Below are 19,591 nucleotides of genomic sequence, written 5' to 3'. Positions count from 1 at the left end.
TCCTCCCGTCCGCGCCTACCTTCGCGGCACGTCCTATGGTGGGCGTGCCGCTTCCGCTCTCCCCCACATTTGCTTTCTCACGAGGACATGATGTCGATCGAAACCGCAAACACCAAGCGCGCCCCGGCCCCCGTCGGCCTGTGGAGGCGGGCGCAAGCGGCCTCACAGGAACGATTGCACCTGCGATTGGAATCGCTTGTTGTTTTGGTCGGTCTTTGCGTCATCATGACGGTGCTGTCGCCGTTTTTTTTGTCCGTCAGCAACTTCCTCAATATTTTGCTCGCAACAGCCACCATCGGCGTGCTCGCCATTGCAGCAACCTTTGTCATCAGTTCCGGTGGGCTTGATCTGTCGCTCGGCTCGGTGATGGGCTTGTCGGGTGTTGTCGGCGCCTATGTCGCCGTCACCTTGGGCGCTCCAGCTGGTTTTGGTGTGGTGGGTTGCCTTGCGGCTGGCGCTGCGGCCGGTTTCATCAATGGCTGGCTTGTCACGCGGGCGGGGGTTCCGGCATTTATCGTCACTCTTGGGATGCTCGGGCTGGCACGCGGGCTGGCATTGGTCATATCCGATGGCCGGGTGATTTACGGTCTACCCGCCGAACTGGTCTATCTCGGCCAAGGCCGACCATTCGGCATTCCGATGCCAGTGTTCATTCTTCTCGCCACCGCGCTGGCGTGCCACTACCTGCTCGCCTACACCCGCTTTGGGCGCTACACGCTGGCGATCGGTGACAATGAAACAGCCGTGCGAACGGCCGGCATCAAAGTGGAACGTCACCGGGTGATCTTGTACACCTTGTCTGGTGGTCTTGCTGGTCTTGCTGGCATGCTGTTCATGGCGCGCATCAATGCCGGTGATCCAACGGCCGGTCTTACCTATGAGCTGACGGCGATTACAGCTGCGATCATCGGTGGCACAAACCTGTTCGGCGGCCGCGGGTCTATCCTTGGCACCCTAGTAGGGGCGTTGATCATGGGAGTCCTTCAGAACGGGCTCAACCTGTTGGCCGTGCAATCCTATTATCAGCAAATGGCTATCGGAGCTGTGCTCATACTCGCTGTGTTCATCGACCAGTATCAATCCCGCAGGGAGACGCGCGTATGAGTGTCCTGACCCTGAGCGGGATCCGCAAAAGCTTTGGTGCGGTGGATGTGCTGCACGGCGTCGACCTGACTGTGGCCGAGGGCGAGGTGATCGGGCTTGTCGGCGACAATGGCGCAGGCAAATCCACATTGATGAAAACGATCACCGGTATGTACAGAGCTGATGCTGGCAAGATCGAGTTGGATGGCCAATCGATCCTACACCTCGACCCTGGCCAACGCCGTGCGTTGGGGATTGAGATGATCTACCAGGATCTGGCTCTCGCCAAACAGCAAGATGTGGCGAGCAATATCTTCCTCGGTCGTGAACCGGTGCGCCGGTTCTTGGGTATCGTGCCGGGTATGGTCGACAAGCGGACGATGGACCGCAAAGCGCAGGAGATGATCGACCGGCTTGGTGCGCATCTGCCATCGATCAACCGGCCGGTTGGCTCATTCTCCGGCGGCCAGCAGCAAACCGTCGCCATCGCGCGCGCTCTGACCTTTGACCCAAAACTGGTGATCATGGACGAGCCAACAGCAGCGCTTGCTGTGCGCGAGGTGCAAAGCGTTCTCGACTTGATAAAGCGGCTCAAGGGGCAAGGAATCTCGGTGATTCTCATTTCGCACCGTCTCAACGATGTGCTGGGCGTGACAGACCGGATCGTCGTTCTACGCCAGGGCGTGGCAACCGCCAATTTGGTCACCAGCCAAACCAGTATGGCGGAGGTCGTCAGTGCCATTGTAGGCGGCCAAGATATGGCCCATGCAGCAGAGCATGAAGCCGCTGGCTGATCAGCGCCAAGCGGGCAATATGAGTAACAGACTAAGTTGCAGGCAGGAGGCCGCGTAATGGAAGGATTTGGTGTTCACACCAGTATGTGGACCATGAACTGGGATCGAGCCGGCGCGGAGCAAGCGGTGGCCGGTGCGTCTCACTATGGCATGGATTTCATCGAGATACCGATGCTGCAGCCTCAGCAGGTCGATACTGCCCACACCCGAGCGCTGCTGGAAGCGAACAACCTGCGTGCCATTTGCTCGTTAGGCTTGCCTGAGGCGCAATGGCCAACCAACGACGTTGACGGCGCGATTGCTTACCTGAAGCTCGCGTTGGACAAGACAAAGGCTTTGGGTGGCGAAGCACTTTCGGGAGTCACGTATGGTGGGATCGGCCAGCGTTCGGGCTTGCCACCAACAGAGGCTGAACTTGACGCCGTGGCCCGCACGCTTGGACCGGTGGCTGCCTATGCCAAGCAGATTGGTCTTCTGTTTGGCATCGAGCCCGTCAACCGCTACGAGAATCACCTCATCAACACCGGTTGGCAAGCCCGCGCCATGATAGAAAAGGTGGGTTCAGACAACATCTTTATCCACCTTGATACCTACCACATGAACATCGAGGAGAAGGGGGTTGCCAATGGAATCCTCGATACACGTGAGCACCTGCGCTACATCCACCTGAGCGAAAGCGACCGCGGTACCCCTGGCGAAGGCACCTGTGATTGGGACGAGATCTTTGCCACTCTCGCGGCGATTGGATTTACCGGAGGTTTGGCGATGGAGAGTTTCATCAACATGCCACCGGAGATCGCCTACGGGCTTTCCGTTTGGCGGCCTGTGGCCGACAACCACGATACCGTGATGTCAAAGGGTCTGCCGTTTCTTCGCAACAAGGCGCAGCAATATCGGTTGATCGGCACCTAGTTCTGCTTCCTCACGATACCTTGCATTGGGCATGGAAAGCGCGTGGTTTCGAGCCAAGGCCTATCCAAAGCAAGAAACACCCCGCCTTTGCCGCTGGACCAATCAGGCCCTAGTTGAATGAGCCCGGCATCATCGTTTTGGGCAGCCAAAGTGCGATCTCTGGAAAGGCGGCAATCAGCAACAGTATCAGCAGCATTGGCAACAAAATGACCGCAACGTCACGGATAACCTGCACCACATTCAGGCCGCCAATCGCCGCTGAAATCAGCAAACACAGTCCGTAGGGTGGCGTCACCAAACCAAAGGCCAGCGCAACAATGCCAATGATGGCAAACGATATTGGGTCGATCCCTGCTGCCTGCGCCACGGGCATCAGCACTGTGCCGAGGATGATGATGGTTGGGATGGCATCGATGAACAGACCGAACATCAGAAACAGCGCGGCTATCACCAGGGCCGTTCCAAACGGTCCGAGTTCAAGGGCAGTCATGACGCCGACGATCAGGCGGGGCACATTGTAAAAGGACAGTAGCCAGCCAAAAGCAGATGCGGTGCCAATAGCAAAGAGCGAAATCGCAGCAAAACGTGCCGTTTCATAGAGAATGTGTCCCAGGTCTCGCACTTTCACCGTGCGATACACGAACATGCCCAGGATAAGCGAGTAAGCCGCTGCGATGATCGCGCTCTCGGTGGGCGTGACGATGCCACCCACGATGCCGCCAATGACAAAGATCGGAGTGAGCAGGGCTAGGAAAGCGCCGCGCCAAGCGAGCCAGAACTGCGACATGGTTGGTAGGCTGGAGATAGGGTAGTTGCGCGCCTTGGCGAAGCCGTAGACCGTTGCCATCAGCGAAAGGCCGATCATCAAACCGGGGATCGCCCCACCCAAGAAAAGGGCTCCAACGGACACCTGCATCACGCCACCCCAAACGATCATGAGGATGGATGGAGGGATGATGACGCCCATCACGGACGAGCATGCGGTGATCGCCACGGCGAACCGCGTGTCGTAACCCTCGCGCTGCATGGCAGGGATGAGAATTTTGCCGCATCCTGCCGCATCGGCAGTCGATGATCCTGAAATGCCCGCAAACAGCATGGAAACAGCCACATTTACATGACCCAGACCGCCGGGCATCCAACCCGTTAGCACGCGGGCCAGCTCAATCAGACGGTCGGTTACCTTGCCGGAGTTCATCAGGTTGGCGGCCAGCAGGAAAAACGGCACGGCCAACAGGATGAACGAGTTGTAGGATTGGAACATCCGATCGAGGACAATGAAGGGCGTCAGTCGCAATTCCAGCAGAACAACAGGGATGGTTGCCAGACCCAGTGCGAAAGCAACGGGGATACGCAGAAAAATGAGGGCTACAAACACTCCCACCAGCAGCGCACAGGCAAGACCAGTTCCGATGATCATGAAGCGGCCTTTCTGCTAGCAAGATATGTCTGCAAATCCTCCCACAGGCGGTAGCTGATCAACACGCTCCAGACGGTTCCGGCGATGGGCACGGAGATATGAGTGAGCAGCAAGTTGGCGCGCATCATCACCGAGCGCTGATTGCCGCCAAATTGCGCGTATTCCACCCCGTAGAAGGCAAACAACAGCGCAAAGAACAAGATCGCTAGGTGGACAAAGCCGGATTGGACAAGCCGAAGGAACGGTGTTTTGGCGTCGGCAAAGATGCGCACATCAAAGTGCGTGCCATCCCAAACAGCCACCATCGAGCCGATCATGACGATCCAGATGAAGATGAAGGTGGAGAGCTCTTCCGTCCACAAATAAGTCGGAATGAGGCCGGTGTAGCGGGAGATGACTTGCATCGCTACAGGCACCGCCAGAGCAGCCATCAACACGCCCAGAAGCACGCGTAACCCGTTGCAGAACGTTTCAAGCGTTTTGCCAACCATCAAGCTGTCCCCGTGAATCTGCACTGTGCCGAAGTAACCCCTGACCGCGCAGTTTTACCGCGCGACTGAGGAGAAAATGGCAGCGCAACCGAAGCCGCGCCGCCAGGTCTTGGGGGGAAACTACATGCCGCGAATGGCTTCCAAAAGTTCGGTTGCGCCGAGCTCTTCTGCATAGGCATCTTGAACCGGGCCAACCAGTTCCAGCATCTGCTCGCGACCGTCAAAGTCATGCACCGTGATTTGGCCAGCATCGATCATCTGTTGAAGCTTCTCGCCATCTTGTCCGCTTTCCAGAGCGCGACCAAAGCTACCGGCTTCCGCACCAGCGGTCATGATGGCCTCCTGCAGATCAGCAGGCAGATTGTCGAAGGTCGCAGCTGACATAACAATGGGTCGAACCGTGATGGTGTGCTGGGTCAACGAGATGTGAGGGGCCACTTCGTAGAACTTCAAATTCTGAATGGACGCCGCCTCGTTTTCAAAGCCAGCGATCACGCCAGTTTGAATGGCATTGTAGACCTCATTATAGGCGATTGCTGACGGAGCAGCACCCACGGCGGAGAAGGTCTGTGCTTGAATGGGCGCGCCCATGACACGCATGCGGTGGCCTGCAAGGTCGTCCATGTTGGTAATTGGCGCTGCTGAAGCCAGGTTCCGAACGCCACCGCCATGATAGCCAACAATCACAATCCCTGCAGCTTCGCGCAGCTCATCTTCCAGCGGTTGAAGCACATTGGAAGACAGGACCGCATCCCAGTGATCGAGATCGCGGAAGAGAAACGGCATATCCATGAGCGGAATGGACTCTGAGAAGACCGCCATGTTGGAGGGTGCAAGGATGGTGTAGTCCACTGCAACACCCTGGTTGAGGTAGGTCACATAGTCGGACTCCACGCCCAACTCGCCGTTGAGGCGCAAGTCGAAGGACACATCCCCATCATAGTTGGCGGCCACGCGCTCCTCGAAGTAACGCAGTGTTTTAGTGAAAGCATGCTCTTCATCGAACATGCTAGCGCCACGCAAGGTAATGTCGTCTGCTTGCGCAGTGGTGCTCGCAAGGGCGACAACCGCGCCAGCGAGAATGCTTTTTGCACTGAAGTTAAACATTGTATCCTCCCATAGGATCGGGCCGGTTTTTCGCGCATCTTATCTCAACATGGCCCAGCGTTGAGGTGCGTCCGAACGAGCGGGTTTGTCCCGTCTGAAGCCTTATGAAAAAGCGACACCACCATTGGTGTCGATGCACGCGCCGTTGATAAAACCTGAGGCGGGCGATGCGAGAAATGCCACCGTTTCACCAATCTCTTGCGCCATCCCTTCACGCTTGAGTGGTGTGGCAGCGGCCACATTTTTGCGGGCCGTGTCTGATGTGAATGCATCATGGAAGCCCGTGTTGATCATGCCCGGGCAGAGCGCATTGACGCGGATGTCAGGACCAAGCTCTTTGGCCAAGCCACGCGTCATGGTCATGATCGCGCCTTTGGCTGTTGCGTATGCGATCGCCCCAGGTCCGCCACCATCGCGCCCAGCAAGGCTGGACAGATTGATGATGGTTGCGCCTTTGCTCATCAACGGCAGGCAAGCCTTCGTAACCATGAAGGTGCTTGTCAGGTTGAGATCCATAACCGCATTCCAGTGGTTCAGATCCATCTGCTCCATGGTCTTCCGTGCCACCAGGCCACCGGCATTGTTGACCAGAATGTCAACGCAACCGCCCAACGCGTTGGCTGCGTCAACCAAAGCGTTCACGCCTTGCTGCGTGGTGAGGTTGCTATGGACCGCCTTTGCCACACCGCCCCTGCTGGCGATGTCTTGAACCACCGCCTGCGCACCGTCGGCACTGGCGTGATAGCTGACGATGATGCGCGCTCCACGTTCGGCCAACGCCAGCGCAATCGCGCGACCAATGTCTCGACCGCCTCCAGTCACGACAGCTGTTTTTCCCTCTAGGGTCATGCATCCTCCCGCGGTGCGCTTGTTGGTGCTGCACCTGTGTTCTTGTTGTTTGTAGACTAGGATACTAGTATCCCAAAAATCAACCCTGCCGCTCCTAATACACTGAAGAGACATGTAACCATCTGATATATTTTGCTAAATCACGGTGCGTGAGAGCGGGGTGCCGCTATCCCCAAGTGTCATTTGGGTGCGACACCCTTGGAAAACTGACGTAGGAACCCTAGACTGATGTCCACGCAGCTTCATTTGCGTACGCTTTAACCGCGACAAAAACACGAGAAGCCTATTCATGAACTCGCTTGACCAAGCCAGCGAACGCCAAACCAGCGCGGACCTGGTTTTCGGCAAGCTGTACGATGACATCGTTGGGCTCACGCTGCTGCCAGGTACGCGCATTTCTGAAGTGGAGGTGGCCAAGAGGTTCGATCTCTCACGTCAGCCCATCCGCGAGGCCTTTGGACAACTCAGCCGCATGGGGCTGATAAAGGTCAGTCCACAACGGCCAACTGTTGTCCGGCATTTTTCATTGGAGGACATCCAGAACGCGCGCTTCATTCGTACGGCCATCGAAGCAGATGTCGTCCGTCTGGCGTGCAAGGACCGCGATACGGATGTGGACGCGGCCGTGGATGCCAATATCGCGGCACAAGAAAAAGCTGTGTCACAGGGCGATGCGGAACAATGGCATGAGCTTGACTATGAATTTCACCGCTTGCTGTGTCGCGGCGCCCGATCGGAATTCGCTTTTGAATTGATCGCGGCAAGCAAGCGTCAGGTGGACCGGCTATGTGTGCTGTCACTGACCAGTCAGAGCGCTATGGAAACGCTGTTGAAAGATCATTTGGAACTGCTAGCGGCGATGCGGGCCGGCAACCGATCAAAGGCCGACAAGGCTTTGCGTCGCCACCTTGATCGCCTCACGCCAACGATCAAAAGTGTCTACGAAAAACATCCCGACTATTTTGAGTGAGAGTGTATGAGGATGCGGGTTGGTTGAGCCTGAACGTCGCGTTCCACCCAGTGCACATCAAACAGGATCTGGTGCGTAGAGCTGCGGGTAAAGTGATCGGCGCGCAGCCTCGTCCATAGTCTGCTGGAAGGAGTGAAGGTCTTTAAGGCCCCTTGCGCGCTGGGCCGCTGGCCGAGCTTCTATGTCTTTCATCAGCCGGTCGAGATTGGGGTAGCTCTGCATGATGTCATCGTCACCGAGCATGTAGGTCAGTCTGTCGCCCCAGCCCCAGACCGCCATGTCCACAATCGTGTAGACATCGCCCAGCATGTAAGGTCCACGCGCGAGCTGATCGTCGACGATTTGCCAGTGCCGCCGCGCCTCATAATCATATCGCTTGATACCGTAGAGGTTCTTTTCGGGCGCGAAGTTGCGAAAATGGACCGCTTGGCCGGAAAAAGGCCCTAGCCCCGATGCCACGAACATCAGCCAAGAGAGCAAGGCTCCGCGCTGATCGGGGGCTGGCAAGAACATCCCAGTCTTCTCAGCAAGATAGAGCAGGATCGCATTGCTGTCGAAAACGGTTGTCTCACCATCCGTGATCACGGGCAGCTTTGTATTGGGGTTCATCGCCTTGAAGGCATCAGTGTGCTGCTCAGCCTTCTTCGTGTCGATAGGCACGGGCTTATAGTCGAGCCCAACCTCTTCCAGAAACAGCGCGACCTTCATGGGGTTTGGCGCCATGCTGTAATAGAAGGTGATCATGGCTTTGATGCTCCCGTTGCGACGTGGGGAGAGCGAGCGCCTCTCAACCGTGTCACGGCTCGGCCTTGGTGATGTTTCGCGGGGTGAAGATGTCGTGCGTGCCTGTCCAAAGCACCTGCGCAACCGTTTCCTGCGGGTTTGCCCAGGCGTGGGGCTGGGTTGATGGATAGTGCACGCTGTCCCCAGATGTTAGGGTCAACAGCTTGCCATCCAGTCGAACCTCCATGCTGCCGGACAGCATATAGACATGCTCTTCGCCTGCATGATCGACCGTTTCGGAGTGGTATCCAGGCGCGATCGTCAACACATAGCTGGACAGTTCTGACCCGGGAAACTGCGCGCTCACCCGTTCGTAGCCCAGCAAGTCAGAGCCAACGTGAAACCGCTGCCTTTCGGCGGCGCGCGTCACGCATTCCACCGGTTCTGGGCGGACCACGAACCGTTCTAGCCCGACCCCCAAAGCCTGCGCGATGCGATCCAAGGTTGTCAGAGTGGGTGTGGCCTGATCGCGTTCAATCAGGCTGAGATAGCCTATGGATACACCGGCCGAACGCGCGACATCCTGCAAGGTCATGCCCGCCTTCTGACGCGAAGCGCGCATGGGTGGGCCGATCCTGAACGCCTCAGACGCTGTATCCTGCAGGGAATTTGTGTCTTGCATCATCACTCCAATTGCAGTCGCAGCGTCTGGCGGGCCAGGCATTGCGGCGGTTCACGCCGGGCCCAGAAGCTTTAGCCGTTGATCAGGTGTCGCCCTGGTTAGGCGACCACGATCAACTCCTGAAAGCCACGGGTCAGCGCCTCCCCGCCATCGGGGCGAGCCACGACACAATCCTCCACCCGGGCGCTCGAATCCCCATCACGGAAAATCGATGGCTCAATGGTGAAAATCATGCCTTCCTCAACCAACGTTTTGTCGCCGTCGGTCAAGAAGGGGGGCTCATGAACATCCCAGCCGATACCATGGCCCAACCGATGGCGGAACGCCTCGCCGTAGCCCGCATCCTCCAACACATCGCGTGCCGCTTTGTCCACCTCCTCACAGGTGATGGCACCAGCTTTGAGGGCTGCGATACCGGCGGCTTGGCTTTCCATGATCAGCCTGTGCACCTTGATCTGCTCTGCTGACGGCTCGCCCATGCAGGCTGTTCGACCAAAATCGTAGCACATGCCGTCCAGCACAGCGCCGAAGTCAAACAGCACACTGGTTGGTGCCTCCAGCTTGCGTGGCCAGGACTTCAGTTTGTTGCCGAACTCCAGAGTGATGTTGGGGCCGGTGTTGTACATCGACGTGGTGAAGGACGGCCCAAGTGAGCCATGCGCCTTCATCTGGTGATCGATTTCTGACGACACGTCCAGCTCGGTCATGCCGATCTTCATCTGCTTCACCGTGGCGGCAAACGCCGCTTCTGTGATGGCACCAGCTCGGCGCAGCTTCTCGATTTCGTCGGCGTCCTTGATCACGCGTTGCGGCCGCAGAAGTTCGGTGCCTGACAGGAAGCGCACCCCGGGGCGTAGGTGCTGGAGCTCGATCAAGGTTTCGGCTTCAGCGTCGTCGCTGACGGCGATACGTGGGCCATCGCCCACGCCCAACTCGTCGAGAATGCCCGACACCAGTTGTGCCGGATCATCCCAGTCGCCCAAAACACGGACATCCAGCGCGTCGAGCCTCTCAGATAAGCCAAACTCAACCGTCATCCGTGGCAGCGTCAGGATCGGGTCTTTGCCCGGCGCGATCCAAGCGCCCTCGAGCCACATCCCCGGATGCAGATTGCGACCGTAGTTGGGAATGTCCCGGTGGAGGCCTGTCAGATAATCCAGATCAGTTCCGATCGGGAAGAACACAAGGTCGGCCTGATCGGTAAGGCTGTTTTGGAATCGGGTCAGGCGCTCGGCGTAGCTTGCCATGCAGTTGGCTCCTTTTGATTGATGATCTCTTCGGCCAGGTGGCACGCAACCTGGCGGCCCTCCACCTGGCGGGTTTCGGGGCGCTCTTGCCGGCATTGCGGTTGAGCGAACGGACAGCGGGGATGGAAGTGGCAACCCGAAGGCGGGTTGATGGGCGAGGGGATATCGCCCTTGATGGGCTCATAGGTTACCCGGCGCCGGTCAAGGCGTGGGACTCCATCGATCAGGGCACGGGTATACGGATGCAGGGGTTGGGCAAAAACCTCTTCGGCGGGCCCATGCTCGACCACACGGCCCAGATACATCACAAGGATTGTATCGGCGATATGTTCGATCACGCCCAAATCATGGGAGATGAAGACGTAGGTCAGCCCAAATTCATCACGCAGATCCAGGAACAGGTTGATGATCTGCGCTTGAACCGAGACGTCCAGCGCGCTGACCGCTTCATCGGCGACCAGTATTTCGGGCTCAACCGCCAAGGCGCGAGCAATGCCAATGCGCTGGCGCTGGCCGCCTGAAAACTGGTGCGCATAGCGGTCACGCACCGTTGGATCAATGCCGCAACGCTCCATCAACTGCTCAACATAGGATTGCAGCTCGTTGGGTTTGACGATCCGGTGCACCCGCGGTGCCTCACCCACCAGTTCACGCACGCGCTTGCGGGGGTTGAGGGATGAAAATGGGTCCTGGAAGATCATTTGCATCGGCATTGCCCGATGCTCGCCATCACCCTGGTCCAAGGTGATCTCACCTTCAGAGGGCGGCAACAGGCCAGCGATCATACGCCCGAGCGTCGATTTCCCGCAGCCCGATTCACCGACAACACCAAGCACGCGCCCGCGTTCAAGCGTGAACGAGACACCATCAACCGCGGTAACGACGGGTTTCGGCCGAACCAGACCGAGGCGCGCCAGAAGGCGAGTCACGATGTCGCTTTTCCCGCCGAAACGTCGAGAAACGTTGCTGACCTTTAAGATGGGATCGCTCATGCCGAAGCTCCCACCGTGGACGCTTCAGGTAAGGGCAAGACGCAGCGCACTTTGCGGTCGGGCGACAGTGTTTGAATGGTGGGTGGCGTCTTGCAGGCATCCGTTGCGCGCTGACATCTTGGCTGAAAGGCGCAGCCTTCCGGCAAGTCAGTCAGCGCTGGCATACGCCCTGGGATTTGCGTCAGCCGCTTGCCGCGCATGCCTCTGGTCGGCACGCTGTCGATCAATCCGCGCGTATAAGGATGCGCTGGCGTATCGAGGACAGCATCAACGGGGCCCTCCTCAACGATGCGACCGGCGTACATGACCATCAGGCGATCGGCGATCCCGGCCACAACAGCGAGGTCGTGGGTGATCCAGATCAGCGCTGTGCCGCGATCCCGGCAGAGCCGCTGCACCAATGCAAGGATTTGCCCTTGGATTGTGACATCGAGCGCCGTCGTTGGTTCATCCATGATGATGAGATCGGGCTCATGAAGCATCGCGATAGCGATGGCCACACGCTGGCGCATACCGCCGGAGAGCTGGTGCGGATAGGCATCGAGCCGATCTTCGGGTGACGGAATACCCACCTCTTCCAGCGCGGCCAGACTTTTGGCGCGAATCTCGCTTCGCCCTAACCGCGCATGGGCACGAAGCGCATCGCTCATCTGAACGCGGATCTTCAACACTGGGTTCAGCGTCATCATGGGGTCTTGGAACACCATGGCGATCTTGGCCCCGCGCAGCGTTCGCATTTCGGCTGGCGAGAGTGTCGTGATCTCAGTTCCATTCAGGCGGATCGAGCCTGAAACGACCTGCCCAGGGGGGCTGAGCAAGCCGTTGATGGAAAAGCCGGTGATCGACTTACCCGATCCCGACTCGCCGACCAGGCCAAGGATTTCGCCGCGCCTGACAGAAAAGCTTAGGTCGCGCAGAACCTTCAGCTCCCCAGCCGGGAGCATGAAGGAGGTGTTCAGGTTCTCAATGTCGAGAACCGGGGGGAGGGCTCGGGGGACGCGGTCATGATAGGTGAGGGTTCAGTGTGTCGCGCAGCCTGTCGCCGAGGACATTGGCGCTGACAATGATGGATAGAAGCACAAGACCGGGCAGCACACTGATCCAGTAGCGCCCTGATTGCAGATAGTCGAAACCGTTGGCGATGAGCAGTCCGAGTGATGGCCGCGTCGGCGGCAGACCGAGGCCGAGAAAGCTAAGCGTCGCCTCCAGCGAGATTGCAGCCGCCATCTGCATCGTCGCAACCACCAGCATCGTCGGCAGGCAGTTGGGCAGAATGTGTAGGAAAAGGATGCGCAAATGCCCCAGTTTCAGTCCTCGGGCAGCATCGACATACTCTCGCGCGCTTTCCACCAGCGCCACGCCACGCACGGTGCGCGCAAAATAGGCCCATTGCACCACGACCAGCGCGAAGATGATCTTGTCGACACCGCGTCCTAAGATCACCACCAGGATCAGCGCCACGAGAATGGTCGGAAAGCTCAACTGCAGATCAACGATCCGCATCAGCACATTATCAACCCATCCACCACGATAGGCTGCGACCAGTCCGACGATGGTTCCGACAAGCAACGCGATGAGGCCTGACACCACGCCGACCAGCAAGGAGATGCGGATGCCATAAATCATCGCCGAGAGCATGTCGCGGCCCTGTCCATCGGTTCCCAGGTAGTAAGGCGCACCCGTCCAGCTTTCTGATCCTGGGGGTAGCAAGGAGTCCATGATGTCGACCTGCGCGAGGTCGTAGGGATTCTGGGTTGTGATCCAAGGCGCCAAAAGCGCGATGGCACAAAACCCGGAAAAGACGATCAGAGCCGCCACAGCCGAGGGTGACCGTAAAAAGACGCGCCAAATGCCCGGCGTTGGACCTGTCAAAGCCGCCCCGCTCACGTTGAATTCCCGCCCAAGCGGACGCGTGGGTCCAGCAAGGAATAGAGAATGTCGATGATCAGGTTCAGCAACACGAACATGACGACGACAAAGAGGAGGTAGGCAACGATCAGAGGGCGGTCGAGCACGGCGATGGCATCAATCAGCATCTTGCCAACGCCAGGCCACGAGAAGATCGATTCAACGACCACGGCAAAGGCAATCACGCCGCCAAACTCCATCCCCAGAACTGTGACGATAGGGATCAGGATGTTGCGCATCACATGAAAGCTAAGGATGCGCCTTTCGCGGATTCCATTGGCGCGAGCGAACTTGATGTAGTCGGCGAAAAGCACTTCGCGCATGCCTGCACGGGTCAGCCGGATCACCATCGCCATCATGATCAGCGACAGTGTGATGGCTGGCATCGCTAGATGGTGCAGCCCGTCAAGGGTGAAGAGGCTGAGATGAACACCCAGCACATTGACCGTATCCCCGCGCCCGACCGCTGGCATCCAGCCCAATGTCACGGAGAAGACGATGATCATGATGAGCCCGATCCAAAAGATCGGAACCGAGAAGGCCAGCATCGAAAAGCCCATGATGATCTTCGATGACACGGCATTGGGGCGCAGGCCCGCGGCCACGCCCAGTGGCAGGCCGACAAACAGGGCAATCACAAGCGCGCAGAAAGCAAGTTCTAACGTCGCGGGCAAACGCTCCAGGATCAGGGACATGGCCGGCACGCCATGGGTGAAGGAGTTGCCCAGATCACCTTCCAGCAAGTTGCCGACAAACACCAGATATTGCTGCCAGATCGGCAGATCGAGCCCAAGATCGGTAATGATTGCGTCAAGACAGGCCTGATCGCATTCCGACGAGGCAAAGATATAGACCGGGTTGCCGATCACGTTCACGCCGAAGAAGACCAGCAACGTCATCACGGCCAGAACCAGCAACGCTTGCAGATGGCGTTTGACGATGAACTCGGTCATGTCACGTCGATCCGATTGTCCTGGAACATGGTTGGCCCCGAGCCGAGAAAACAAGAAATGACAATGATCTGCCTGGCAATCGAGCCAAGCGAAACGATCAAGTTTGGGCGTTCACTGTGCGTGTGCTTAGAGGCGGTATGCCCCCATCTGGAGTAGGCCAGATGGGGGCATCTTTTTTGATACGAGCTTTTACTCGACCCGTGTCACATCCATGGCGCGGGTACGCTCGTTGGTGCGTGGGTCATGCAAAAGATCTGAACGCATCGCCCACTGGTTCACCTGGAAGTGGATCGGAATATAGGCGTAGTCGTCCATACCGACGGTAATGGCCTCTTCCAGGATCGCGCGCCGCTCATCATTGTCGATGGTCTGCTTGGCCAAGACTGAACGCGCATCAACTTCGGTGTTAGAGTAGCGTCCGAAGTTGCCGTTCCCGCCACCGGTCGCCGCGTTGTAGGTTTCCAGTGTGCCGCTGACCGTGTAGGTCGCTTCGCCTGCCACGGTGCCCCAGCCGGTCAGGGCAATGGAGAATTCAGGTACATCGAAGCCAGGCATCGACAATTCATCACCGCGGATCAGTCGTGAAAAGAAGACGTTTCGCGGCATCGCGTCGACTTCGGTGGTGACGCCAACGCGCGACCACATTTGTGCCACGGCTTCCAAAATGCGCGCATCGTTGATGTAGCGATCATTGGGGCCGTGCAGCGTGATGTTGAAACCGTCTCCATAACCAGCTTCAGCCAACAGGGCTTGCGCCTGCTCTGGGTCGTAGGGGTCGGCCTCAAGCTCATCGACATACCCGAAGAAGCCCGGTGGCACGATGTTCCTGGTCGGTAGTGAAGCACCGCCCATGATCCGGTCGCGGATTGCATCACGGTTGATCGCGAGGCTGAGCGCACGACGCACCCGCCAGTCCCGCAGTGGGTTCGGCACCATCACCTCGCCATTCGCATCGGTAATGAAGGGCTCCACATGCTTGTTGCCAGGAATGATGTAGATCAGCCGGTCAGACGCAATGCTCGAAACGGTGAAGTTCGGGTCGGCCTCCAGTTGCGGCAGATCGACTGTTGGCGGGTAGTTGATCATATCAACATCGCCATTGAGCAATGCCGCAAGACGTGCTGAATCCTGCCCGACCGGGCGAAAGACAACACGATCCCAGTGTGGTTCGCCGCCCCAGTAATCGTCAAACCGTGTCACAACGATCTGGCTTCCCGGCGTGTACTCGCTGAACATGTAGGGTCCGGTGCCAATGGCGGCTTCGCCTGTATTGAAATCAACGGAAGGCTCTGCCCCGGATGCGGCGTGCTCGGCGATGATCGGCAGCATCGCAAGATCCTCAGCCATGGTCGGATAAGGGCCGTCGGTCGTGATGCGGATCGTGTAATCATCGACCATTTCCCACTGTTTTCCGCCTTTCTCAAGCTGGAAGGCAGGAGAAGCAGGAGCGCCCGACACGCCCGCGCGCAAACGGTCAAAGGAGAACACCACATCCTCGGCGGTGAAGTCTTCTCCGTCGTGCCATTTGACGCCTTCACGCAGCCGGAATTCCCAGGTGGTCTCGTCAATTGGCTCCCATGACGTCGCCAGACCAGGGATGGGCTGGGAGGTCGATGACAGACCGACGAGCCGCTCGAAGATATGCTCTTGAACCTGCGTATCGCCCGAAAGCTGGGTCCAATGTGGGTCCATACTGACAGCTTCGGCCCTTACGCCGATGGTCAGCACCTCCTCCGCCAGCGCCATACTAGGCGAAGCGACGATGAGGACAGCGGCAGCAAGCCGCGATCTCCAATGTTTCATGACTTTCCTCCTTATTGCCATGGGATCGGACCAGCGTCATCGCTGCAGCAGCAACCCAGGCCGTTGTGAAATTTTTAAACCCCAGTTAAAAAATTTTAGTCACGCCATGCCTTTCCTGTCCACGGATTTCTCAGAGCGTCCGAGCACAAGAACGACAAAACGCCCGACTTAGGAGAAGACGTTGTATGTTCGTTATAACAACTTTTGTTCGTAATGCGAACGCTTTGCGCGGTGATCCGCCCACCGATCCAGGGTCATTTTACATGCGTCACTTTGACACACTTTCGTTGAAAAAATCCGACGTCGACTCGGCGCGGGCGGGACGATTTTGCGGCGCTTCGATTGCGACGACCAACCATCATCATCACGGAGACGGCCTGACATGAATTCACTGCCGCCGCTTTTTACCCCGTTCAGTTTGCGCGGTGTCACCTTTGCCAACCGCATCATGCTTGCGCCGATGTGCCAATACCAAGCCGACGATGGCGCGCCGAACGACTGGCATGTTGCCCACCATGGGCGCTACGCAGCCTCCGGCCTCGGTGGTGCAATTGCCGAGGCAACGGGCGTCACCCGCGAAGGCCGCATCAGCCCGGGATGCACGGGGATGTACCGCGATGATCAGGTGACGGCCTGGGCTCGCGTTACCGCGCTTTATCGCCGCCAGAGCATCCCGATCTTCCTCCAGATCGGTCATGCCGGCCCTAAGGCGTCGACCAAACGTCCTTGGGACGGGGCTGGTCCTCTCGATAGTGGGTCGGACGAAGCGCCCTGGCAAACCGTGGCGCCGTCAGCCATCCCGGCGCGTGAGGGCTGGCCTGTTCCTCGGGCTCTTGAGGTGGATGAGTTCCCGGCCCTTGTTGACGCTTTCGCTGCCGCCGCACGGCGTGCACTCGCTGCCGGGTTCGATGGGGTCGAGATCCATGGCGCGCATGGCTATCTTCTACACAGCTTCATGTCGCCTTGGTCCAACCGCCGCAACGACGCCTATGGCGGCGATCTGGCTGGCCGCATGCGCTTGCCGATTGAGGTCGCACGTGCTGTCCGAGCATCGGTTCCAGATGGAACACCTGTCCTCTACCGCGCGTCTTGCGTTGACAGTGAAGGTGGTGCGCTCACGCTGGACGACACGGTCGCGTTGGTGGCTGAACTGAAAAAGGTGGGTGTCGATTTGATGGACTGTTCGGGTGGCGGCCTTCCCAGCGGTCAGCGATTGGCTGCACAAAAGCCTGAGCCAGGCTTTCAGGTGCCCTACGCTGATCGGATCCGACACGAGACCGGCCTGCCAACCTTGGCCGTCGGCGCCATCACAGAGCCTGTTCACGCCAATGCAATCGTGGCGGAAGGGCGCGCGGACCTTGTGGCCATGGCACGCGAGTTCCTACGCGATCCCAACTGGCCATACCGCGCTGCGCGTGAACTCGGCCTTGAGGACCCAGCTTCAATCCTGCCGCAGCTCTATGCTTTCTACCTGCGGATTTCCAGCTAGGCTCCCATCGACGGTGTGTTGACAGGCTCGCTTCACCAAGCCTTGTGTTTGGCGCAGTGTTGACTTGTGCTCACCGAAGAAACTGGGATGGAGATCATTTGATGGCGGATGCCAGCAGCGTAACGCAGCTTCCTATCGATGGCGTTATCGCGGAGGGGGCGACTATCAGCAAAGTAGCTGGCGGCTTTACGTTCACCGAAGGGCCGATCTGGCATCCGCGCGAAGACTGGTTGGTCTTCTCCGACATTGCCGAAAGCATTCAATACAGATGGAATGAGGCAGACGGTCTGAAAACCTTCCGCCATCCATCCAACCAGGCCAATGGCAATTGTTTCGACCGCGAGGGACGCATCATCACATGCGAGCACGCCTCTTCGCACTTGGTCATCCATGATCATGGCGGCAAACGCGTTAGCGTGCTCGCGTCTCACCATTGTGGCAAAGAACTCAATTCACCCAATGATGTGATCTGCGACAGCAAAGGCCGCATTTGGTTCACCGATCCAAGCTTTGGGCGCACGCGCGAGGATCTTGGTCTTCTGCGCGAACAAGACAATCCTGTGCAAGGCGTCTACCGGCTCGACCCTGATGGGCATCTAACACTGGTGTGCGATGATTTTCTCCAGCCCAACGGGCTTTGCCTTTCCAACGATGAGACTCAGCTTTTTGTAAACGACAGCTGGGGTCCAACGATCCGGCGTTTTGAGGTCGATGATGACGGCAACCTAACCGGTGGAGGTGTCTGGGCAACGATTTCTGGCGAGGGCGAGGGTGTTCCTGATGGCATGAAGGTGGACCTCGACAACCGGATCTTCTGCAACGGACCTGGCGGCGTGCATGTGCTCTCGCCGGAGGGAGCGTTTTTGGGCAAGATCGCAACGCCCGAGAAGTCGACCAACTTCTGCTTTGGCGGACGTGGCGGGCGCACGCTTTTCATCACCGCGTGCACATCGGTTTATGCCATTGAGACGCTCACCAACGCCAAGCCAATGATCCCGGGCATGGCGTAGGGCGCCTTAGGACCAAGACATGACCGGTGTCAGAGCATCCGAGTTTGCATCGGCCTAGTCCCCAACACGAAACTCGCGTTCGTCTTTCACAACCTGCATCACAGCGAAGGAATTGGTTTGGCGGATGCCGGGCAGACGACTGATCTGCTCGCCTAGAACTTCGCGAAAGTGCGCCATATCGCGTGTACGCACTCGAAGAACATAGTCAAATGAGCCCGCGATCATGAGGCAGGATTCAACCTCTTTCACCTGCTGCACAGCGCGGTTGAACTCCTCCAAATGGTTGTCGGACGTAACCGCCATGGTGATTTGGACGACCACCAGGTGGTCATAGCCCAGTCGTATGGGATCAACGACAGCAGCGTATTTCTTGATGTAGCCGGCACTCTCAAGACGGCGAATCCGCTCGGTACAGGGCGTGTTGGAAAGATGCACCCTGGAGGCCAATTCAACAATCGACAGCCGTCCATCCGCCTGGAGTTCGTCGAGAATGCGTTTATCGATTTTGTCTAATTCCCTATCCATCTAGGAAAAATATCTAAAAATACCTGCTAAAACAAGAACTTTACCCAAAGAAACATTTATAATGTTCGATATTCCTAGTGAAAATGACTGATACTTGCCCATGGGGGGCACTACCTACGCTGTATGGGGTTGTGCGGACCTCATTCCGGCGAGACGCTGATCCTCGCCACAATGATAAACAGGGAGGTGGTTATGCCCACCAAAATAATTGTCGGCCTTGATGGCGCCGGTTCAGGTAGCAGAGCGCTATCCTACGCCGAACGCTTGGCCAAACTTATCGGGGACTGCGAATTGGTCGTGGTCTATGTGATCGAATGGTCGCCCTTCACCTTTCAAACAGCTGAAGAAAACGCCCAGCGCCACAAGCGCCGCGAGGAGGAGCTGAAAATCGCCCATGAGCGGGTGGTCGATCCGGCCGTCAAGCAGCTCAGCGATGATGGTTTCACCGCCAACGGGATTGTCCGCCATGGCGACGTTGCCGACACACTCAACACCATCGCGATGGAACAAAAAGCTGATCAGATCGTGGTCGGTCGCGCATCAGATGGTGGCTTTGCCAAACGTATCTTCGGCAGTTCAACCAGCAACCTTGTCATGCATGCAAGCATGCCTGTCACGGTCGTTGGCTAAGGG

At 57.9% G+C, this 19,591-nt stretch carries 20 protein-coding genes; 7 read left to right on the top strand and 13 right to left on the bottom strand.

The genetic code is table 11. The annotated features are described in order from the left end of the window. Window positions 1-87 precede the first annotated feature (87 nt). The 3 genes from ABWH92_RS18550 to ABWH92_RS18540 are packed head-to-tail and all read left to right on the top strand — an operon-like array spanning window position 88 to window position 2,789. Window positions 88-1,104 carry an ABC transporter permease gene (locus ABWH92_RS18550; protein WP_375570958.1) on the top strand — a complete coding sequence of 339 codons (1,017 nt, stop codon included), beginning with the start codon at window positions 88-90 and terminating at the stop codon, window positions 1,102-1,104. Further along, window positions 1,101-1,877 carry an ATP-binding cassette domain-containing protein gene (locus ABWH92_RS18545; protein WP_375570957.1) on the top strand — a complete coding sequence of 259 codons (777 nt, stop codon included), beginning with the start codon at window positions 1,101-1,103 and terminating at the stop codon, window positions 1,875-1,877. The genes ABWH92_RS18550 and ABWH92_RS18545 overlap by 4 nt, the downstream gene beginning before the upstream one ends. Window positions 1,878-1,934: 57 nt before the next feature. After that, complete coding sequence (locus ABWH92_RS18540; protein WP_375570955.1) at window positions 1,935-2,789, top strand: sugar phosphate isomerase/epimerase family protein; 855 nt, start codon at window positions 1,935-1,937, stop codon at window positions 2,787-2,789. Window positions 2,790-2,898: 109 nt separating this feature from the next. Here the strand turns inward: ABWH92_RS18540 and ABWH92_RS18535 are convergent, their stop codons facing one another. From ABWH92_RS18535 to ABWH92_RS18520, 4 genes are all read right to left on the bottom strand, one after another. Beyond that, the gene (locus tag ABWH92_RS18535) at window positions 2,899-4,209 is read right to left on the bottom strand and encodes a TRAP transporter large permease (protein ID WP_375570953.1); all 1,311 of its coding nucleotides are present in this window, start codon (window positions 4,207-4,209) and stop codon (window positions 2,899-2,901) included. Next, window positions 4,206-4,700: a TRAP transporter small permease gene (locus ABWH92_RS18530; RefSeq protein WP_375570951.1), complete on the bottom strand. Its 495-nt coding sequence runs from the start codon at window positions 4,698-4,700 to the stop codon at window positions 4,206-4,208. The genes ABWH92_RS18535 and ABWH92_RS18530 overlap by 4 nt, the downstream gene beginning before the upstream one ends. 120 nt (window positions 4,701-4,820) lie before the next feature. Further along, the gene (locus ABWH92_RS18525; RefSeq protein WP_375570949.1) at window positions 4,821-5,807 is read right to left on the bottom strand and encodes a TRAP transporter substrate-binding protein; all 987 of its coding nucleotides are present in this window, start codon (window positions 5,805-5,807) and stop codon (window positions 4,821-4,823) included. 102 nt (window positions 5,808-5,909) lie between these two features. Then, window positions 5,910-6,656 (bottom strand): SDR family NAD(P)-dependent oxidoreductase, encoded by a 747-nt coding sequence (locus ABWH92_RS18520; RefSeq protein ID WP_375570948.1) that lies wholly within the window; start codon window positions 6,654-6,656, stop codon window positions 5,910-5,912. Window positions 6,657-6,945: 289 nt separating this feature from the next. Here ABWH92_RS18520 and ABWH92_RS18515 point away from each other — a divergent pair, with 289 nt between their 5' ends. Next, window positions 6,946-7,626 (top strand): GntR family transcriptional regulator, encoded by a 681-nt coding sequence (locus ABWH92_RS18515; protein WP_375570946.1) that lies wholly within the window; start codon window positions 6,946-6,948, stop codon window positions 7,624-7,626. A gap of 57 nt (window positions 7,627-7,683) precedes the next feature. On the opposite strand, the gene ABWH92_RS18510 is transcribed toward ABWH92_RS18515, so the two are convergent. From ABWH92_RS18510 to ABWH92_RS18475, 8 genes are all read right to left on the bottom strand, one after another. Beyond that, window positions 7,684-8,370: a glutathione S-transferase family protein gene (locus ABWH92_RS18510; RefSeq protein ID WP_375570944.1), complete on the bottom strand. Its 687-nt coding sequence runs from the start codon at window positions 8,368-8,370 to the stop codon at window positions 7,684-7,686. Window positions 8,371-8,422: 52 nt separating this feature from the next. Continuing rightward, on the bottom strand, window positions 8,423-8,971 hold the full coding sequence (locus tag ABWH92_RS18505) for a helix-turn-helix domain-containing protein (RefSeq protein ID WP_375570942.1): 549 nt from the start codon (window positions 8,969-8,971) through the stop codon (window positions 8,423-8,425). A 158-nt stretch (window positions 8,972-9,129) separates the two neighbouring features. After that, window positions 9,130-10,278: a M24 family metallopeptidase gene (locus ABWH92_RS18500; RefSeq protein ID WP_375570940.1), complete on the bottom strand. Its 1,149-nt coding sequence runs from the start codon at window positions 10,276-10,278 to the stop codon at window positions 9,130-9,132. Next, entirely contained in the window at window positions 10,254-11,270 is a 1,017-nt protein-coding gene (locus ABWH92_RS18495) for an ABC transporter ATP-binding protein (protein ID WP_375570938.1), read from the bottom strand. Before ABWH92_RS18495 ends, ABWH92_RS18500 begins: the two co-directional genes overlap by 25 nt. Further along, window positions 11,267-12,214, bottom strand: coding sequence for an ABC transporter ATP-binding protein (locus tag ABWH92_RS18490; RefSeq protein ID WP_375570936.1), 948 nt, complete (start codon window positions 12,212-12,214; stop codon window positions 11,267-11,269). The genes ABWH92_RS18495 and ABWH92_RS18490 overlap by 4 nt, the downstream gene beginning before the upstream one ends. A 58-nt stretch (window positions 12,215-12,272) precedes the next feature. Next, window positions 12,273-13,157, bottom strand: a complete 885-nt coding sequence (locus ABWH92_RS18485) for an ABC transporter permease (protein WP_375570934.1) — start codon at window positions 13,155-13,157, stop codon at window positions 12,273-12,275. Further along, the gene (locus ABWH92_RS18480; RefSeq protein ID WP_375570932.1) at window positions 13,154-14,131 is read right to left on the bottom strand and encodes an ABC transporter permease; all 978 of its coding nucleotides are present in this window, start codon (window positions 14,129-14,131) and stop codon (window positions 13,154-13,156) included. Before ABWH92_RS18480 ends, ABWH92_RS18485 begins: the two co-directional genes overlap by 4 nt. Window positions 14,132-14,320: 189 nt before the next feature. Next, window positions 14,321-15,934: an ABC transporter substrate-binding protein gene (locus tag ABWH92_RS18475; RefSeq protein WP_375570931.1), complete on the bottom strand. Its 1,614-nt coding sequence runs from the start codon at window positions 15,932-15,934 to the stop codon at window positions 14,321-14,323. 382 nt (window positions 15,935-16,316) lie between these two features. On the opposite strand from ABWH92_RS18475, the gene ABWH92_RS18470 reads away from it, so the two are divergent. Together ABWH92_RS18470 and ABWH92_RS18465 are read left to right on the top strand one after the other, a co-directional pair. Beyond that, complete coding sequence (locus ABWH92_RS18470) at window positions 16,317-17,423, top strand: NADH:flavin oxidoreductase/NADH oxidase (RefSeq protein ID WP_375570929.1); 1,107 nt, start codon at window positions 16,317-16,319, stop codon at window positions 17,421-17,423. A gap of 101 nt (window positions 17,424-17,524) precedes the next feature. After that, a complete protein-coding gene (locus ABWH92_RS18465) occupies window positions 17,525-18,433 on the top strand; it encodes an SMP-30/gluconolactonase/LRE family protein (protein WP_375570927.1) in 909 nt (302 codons plus the stop codon). 54 nt (window positions 18,434-18,487) lie between these two features. Here ABWH92_RS18465 and ABWH92_RS18460 read toward each other — a convergent pair whose 3' ends face one another. Next, window positions 18,488-18,958, bottom strand: coding sequence for an Lrp/AsnC ligand binding domain-containing protein (locus ABWH92_RS18460; protein WP_375570925.1), 471 nt, complete (start codon window positions 18,956-18,958; stop codon window positions 18,488-18,490). 192 nt (window positions 18,959-19,150) lie between these two features. Between ABWH92_RS18460 and ABWH92_RS18455 the strand changes: the two genes are divergently transcribed. Beyond that, a complete protein-coding gene (locus ABWH92_RS18455) occupies window positions 19,151-19,588 on the top strand; it encodes a universal stress protein (protein WP_375570923.1) in 438 nt (145 codons plus the stop codon). The last annotated feature ends 3 nt before the right edge of the window (window positions 19,589-19,591 follow it).

This window comes from Ahrensia marina (assembly GCF_042140245.1).
GTDB lineage: Bacteria > Pseudomonadota > Alphaproteobacteria > Rhizobiales > MH13 > MH13.
The sequence above is the reverse complement of the archived record's forward strand: the minus strand, read 5'-3'. Positions and strand labels throughout refer to the sequence as shown.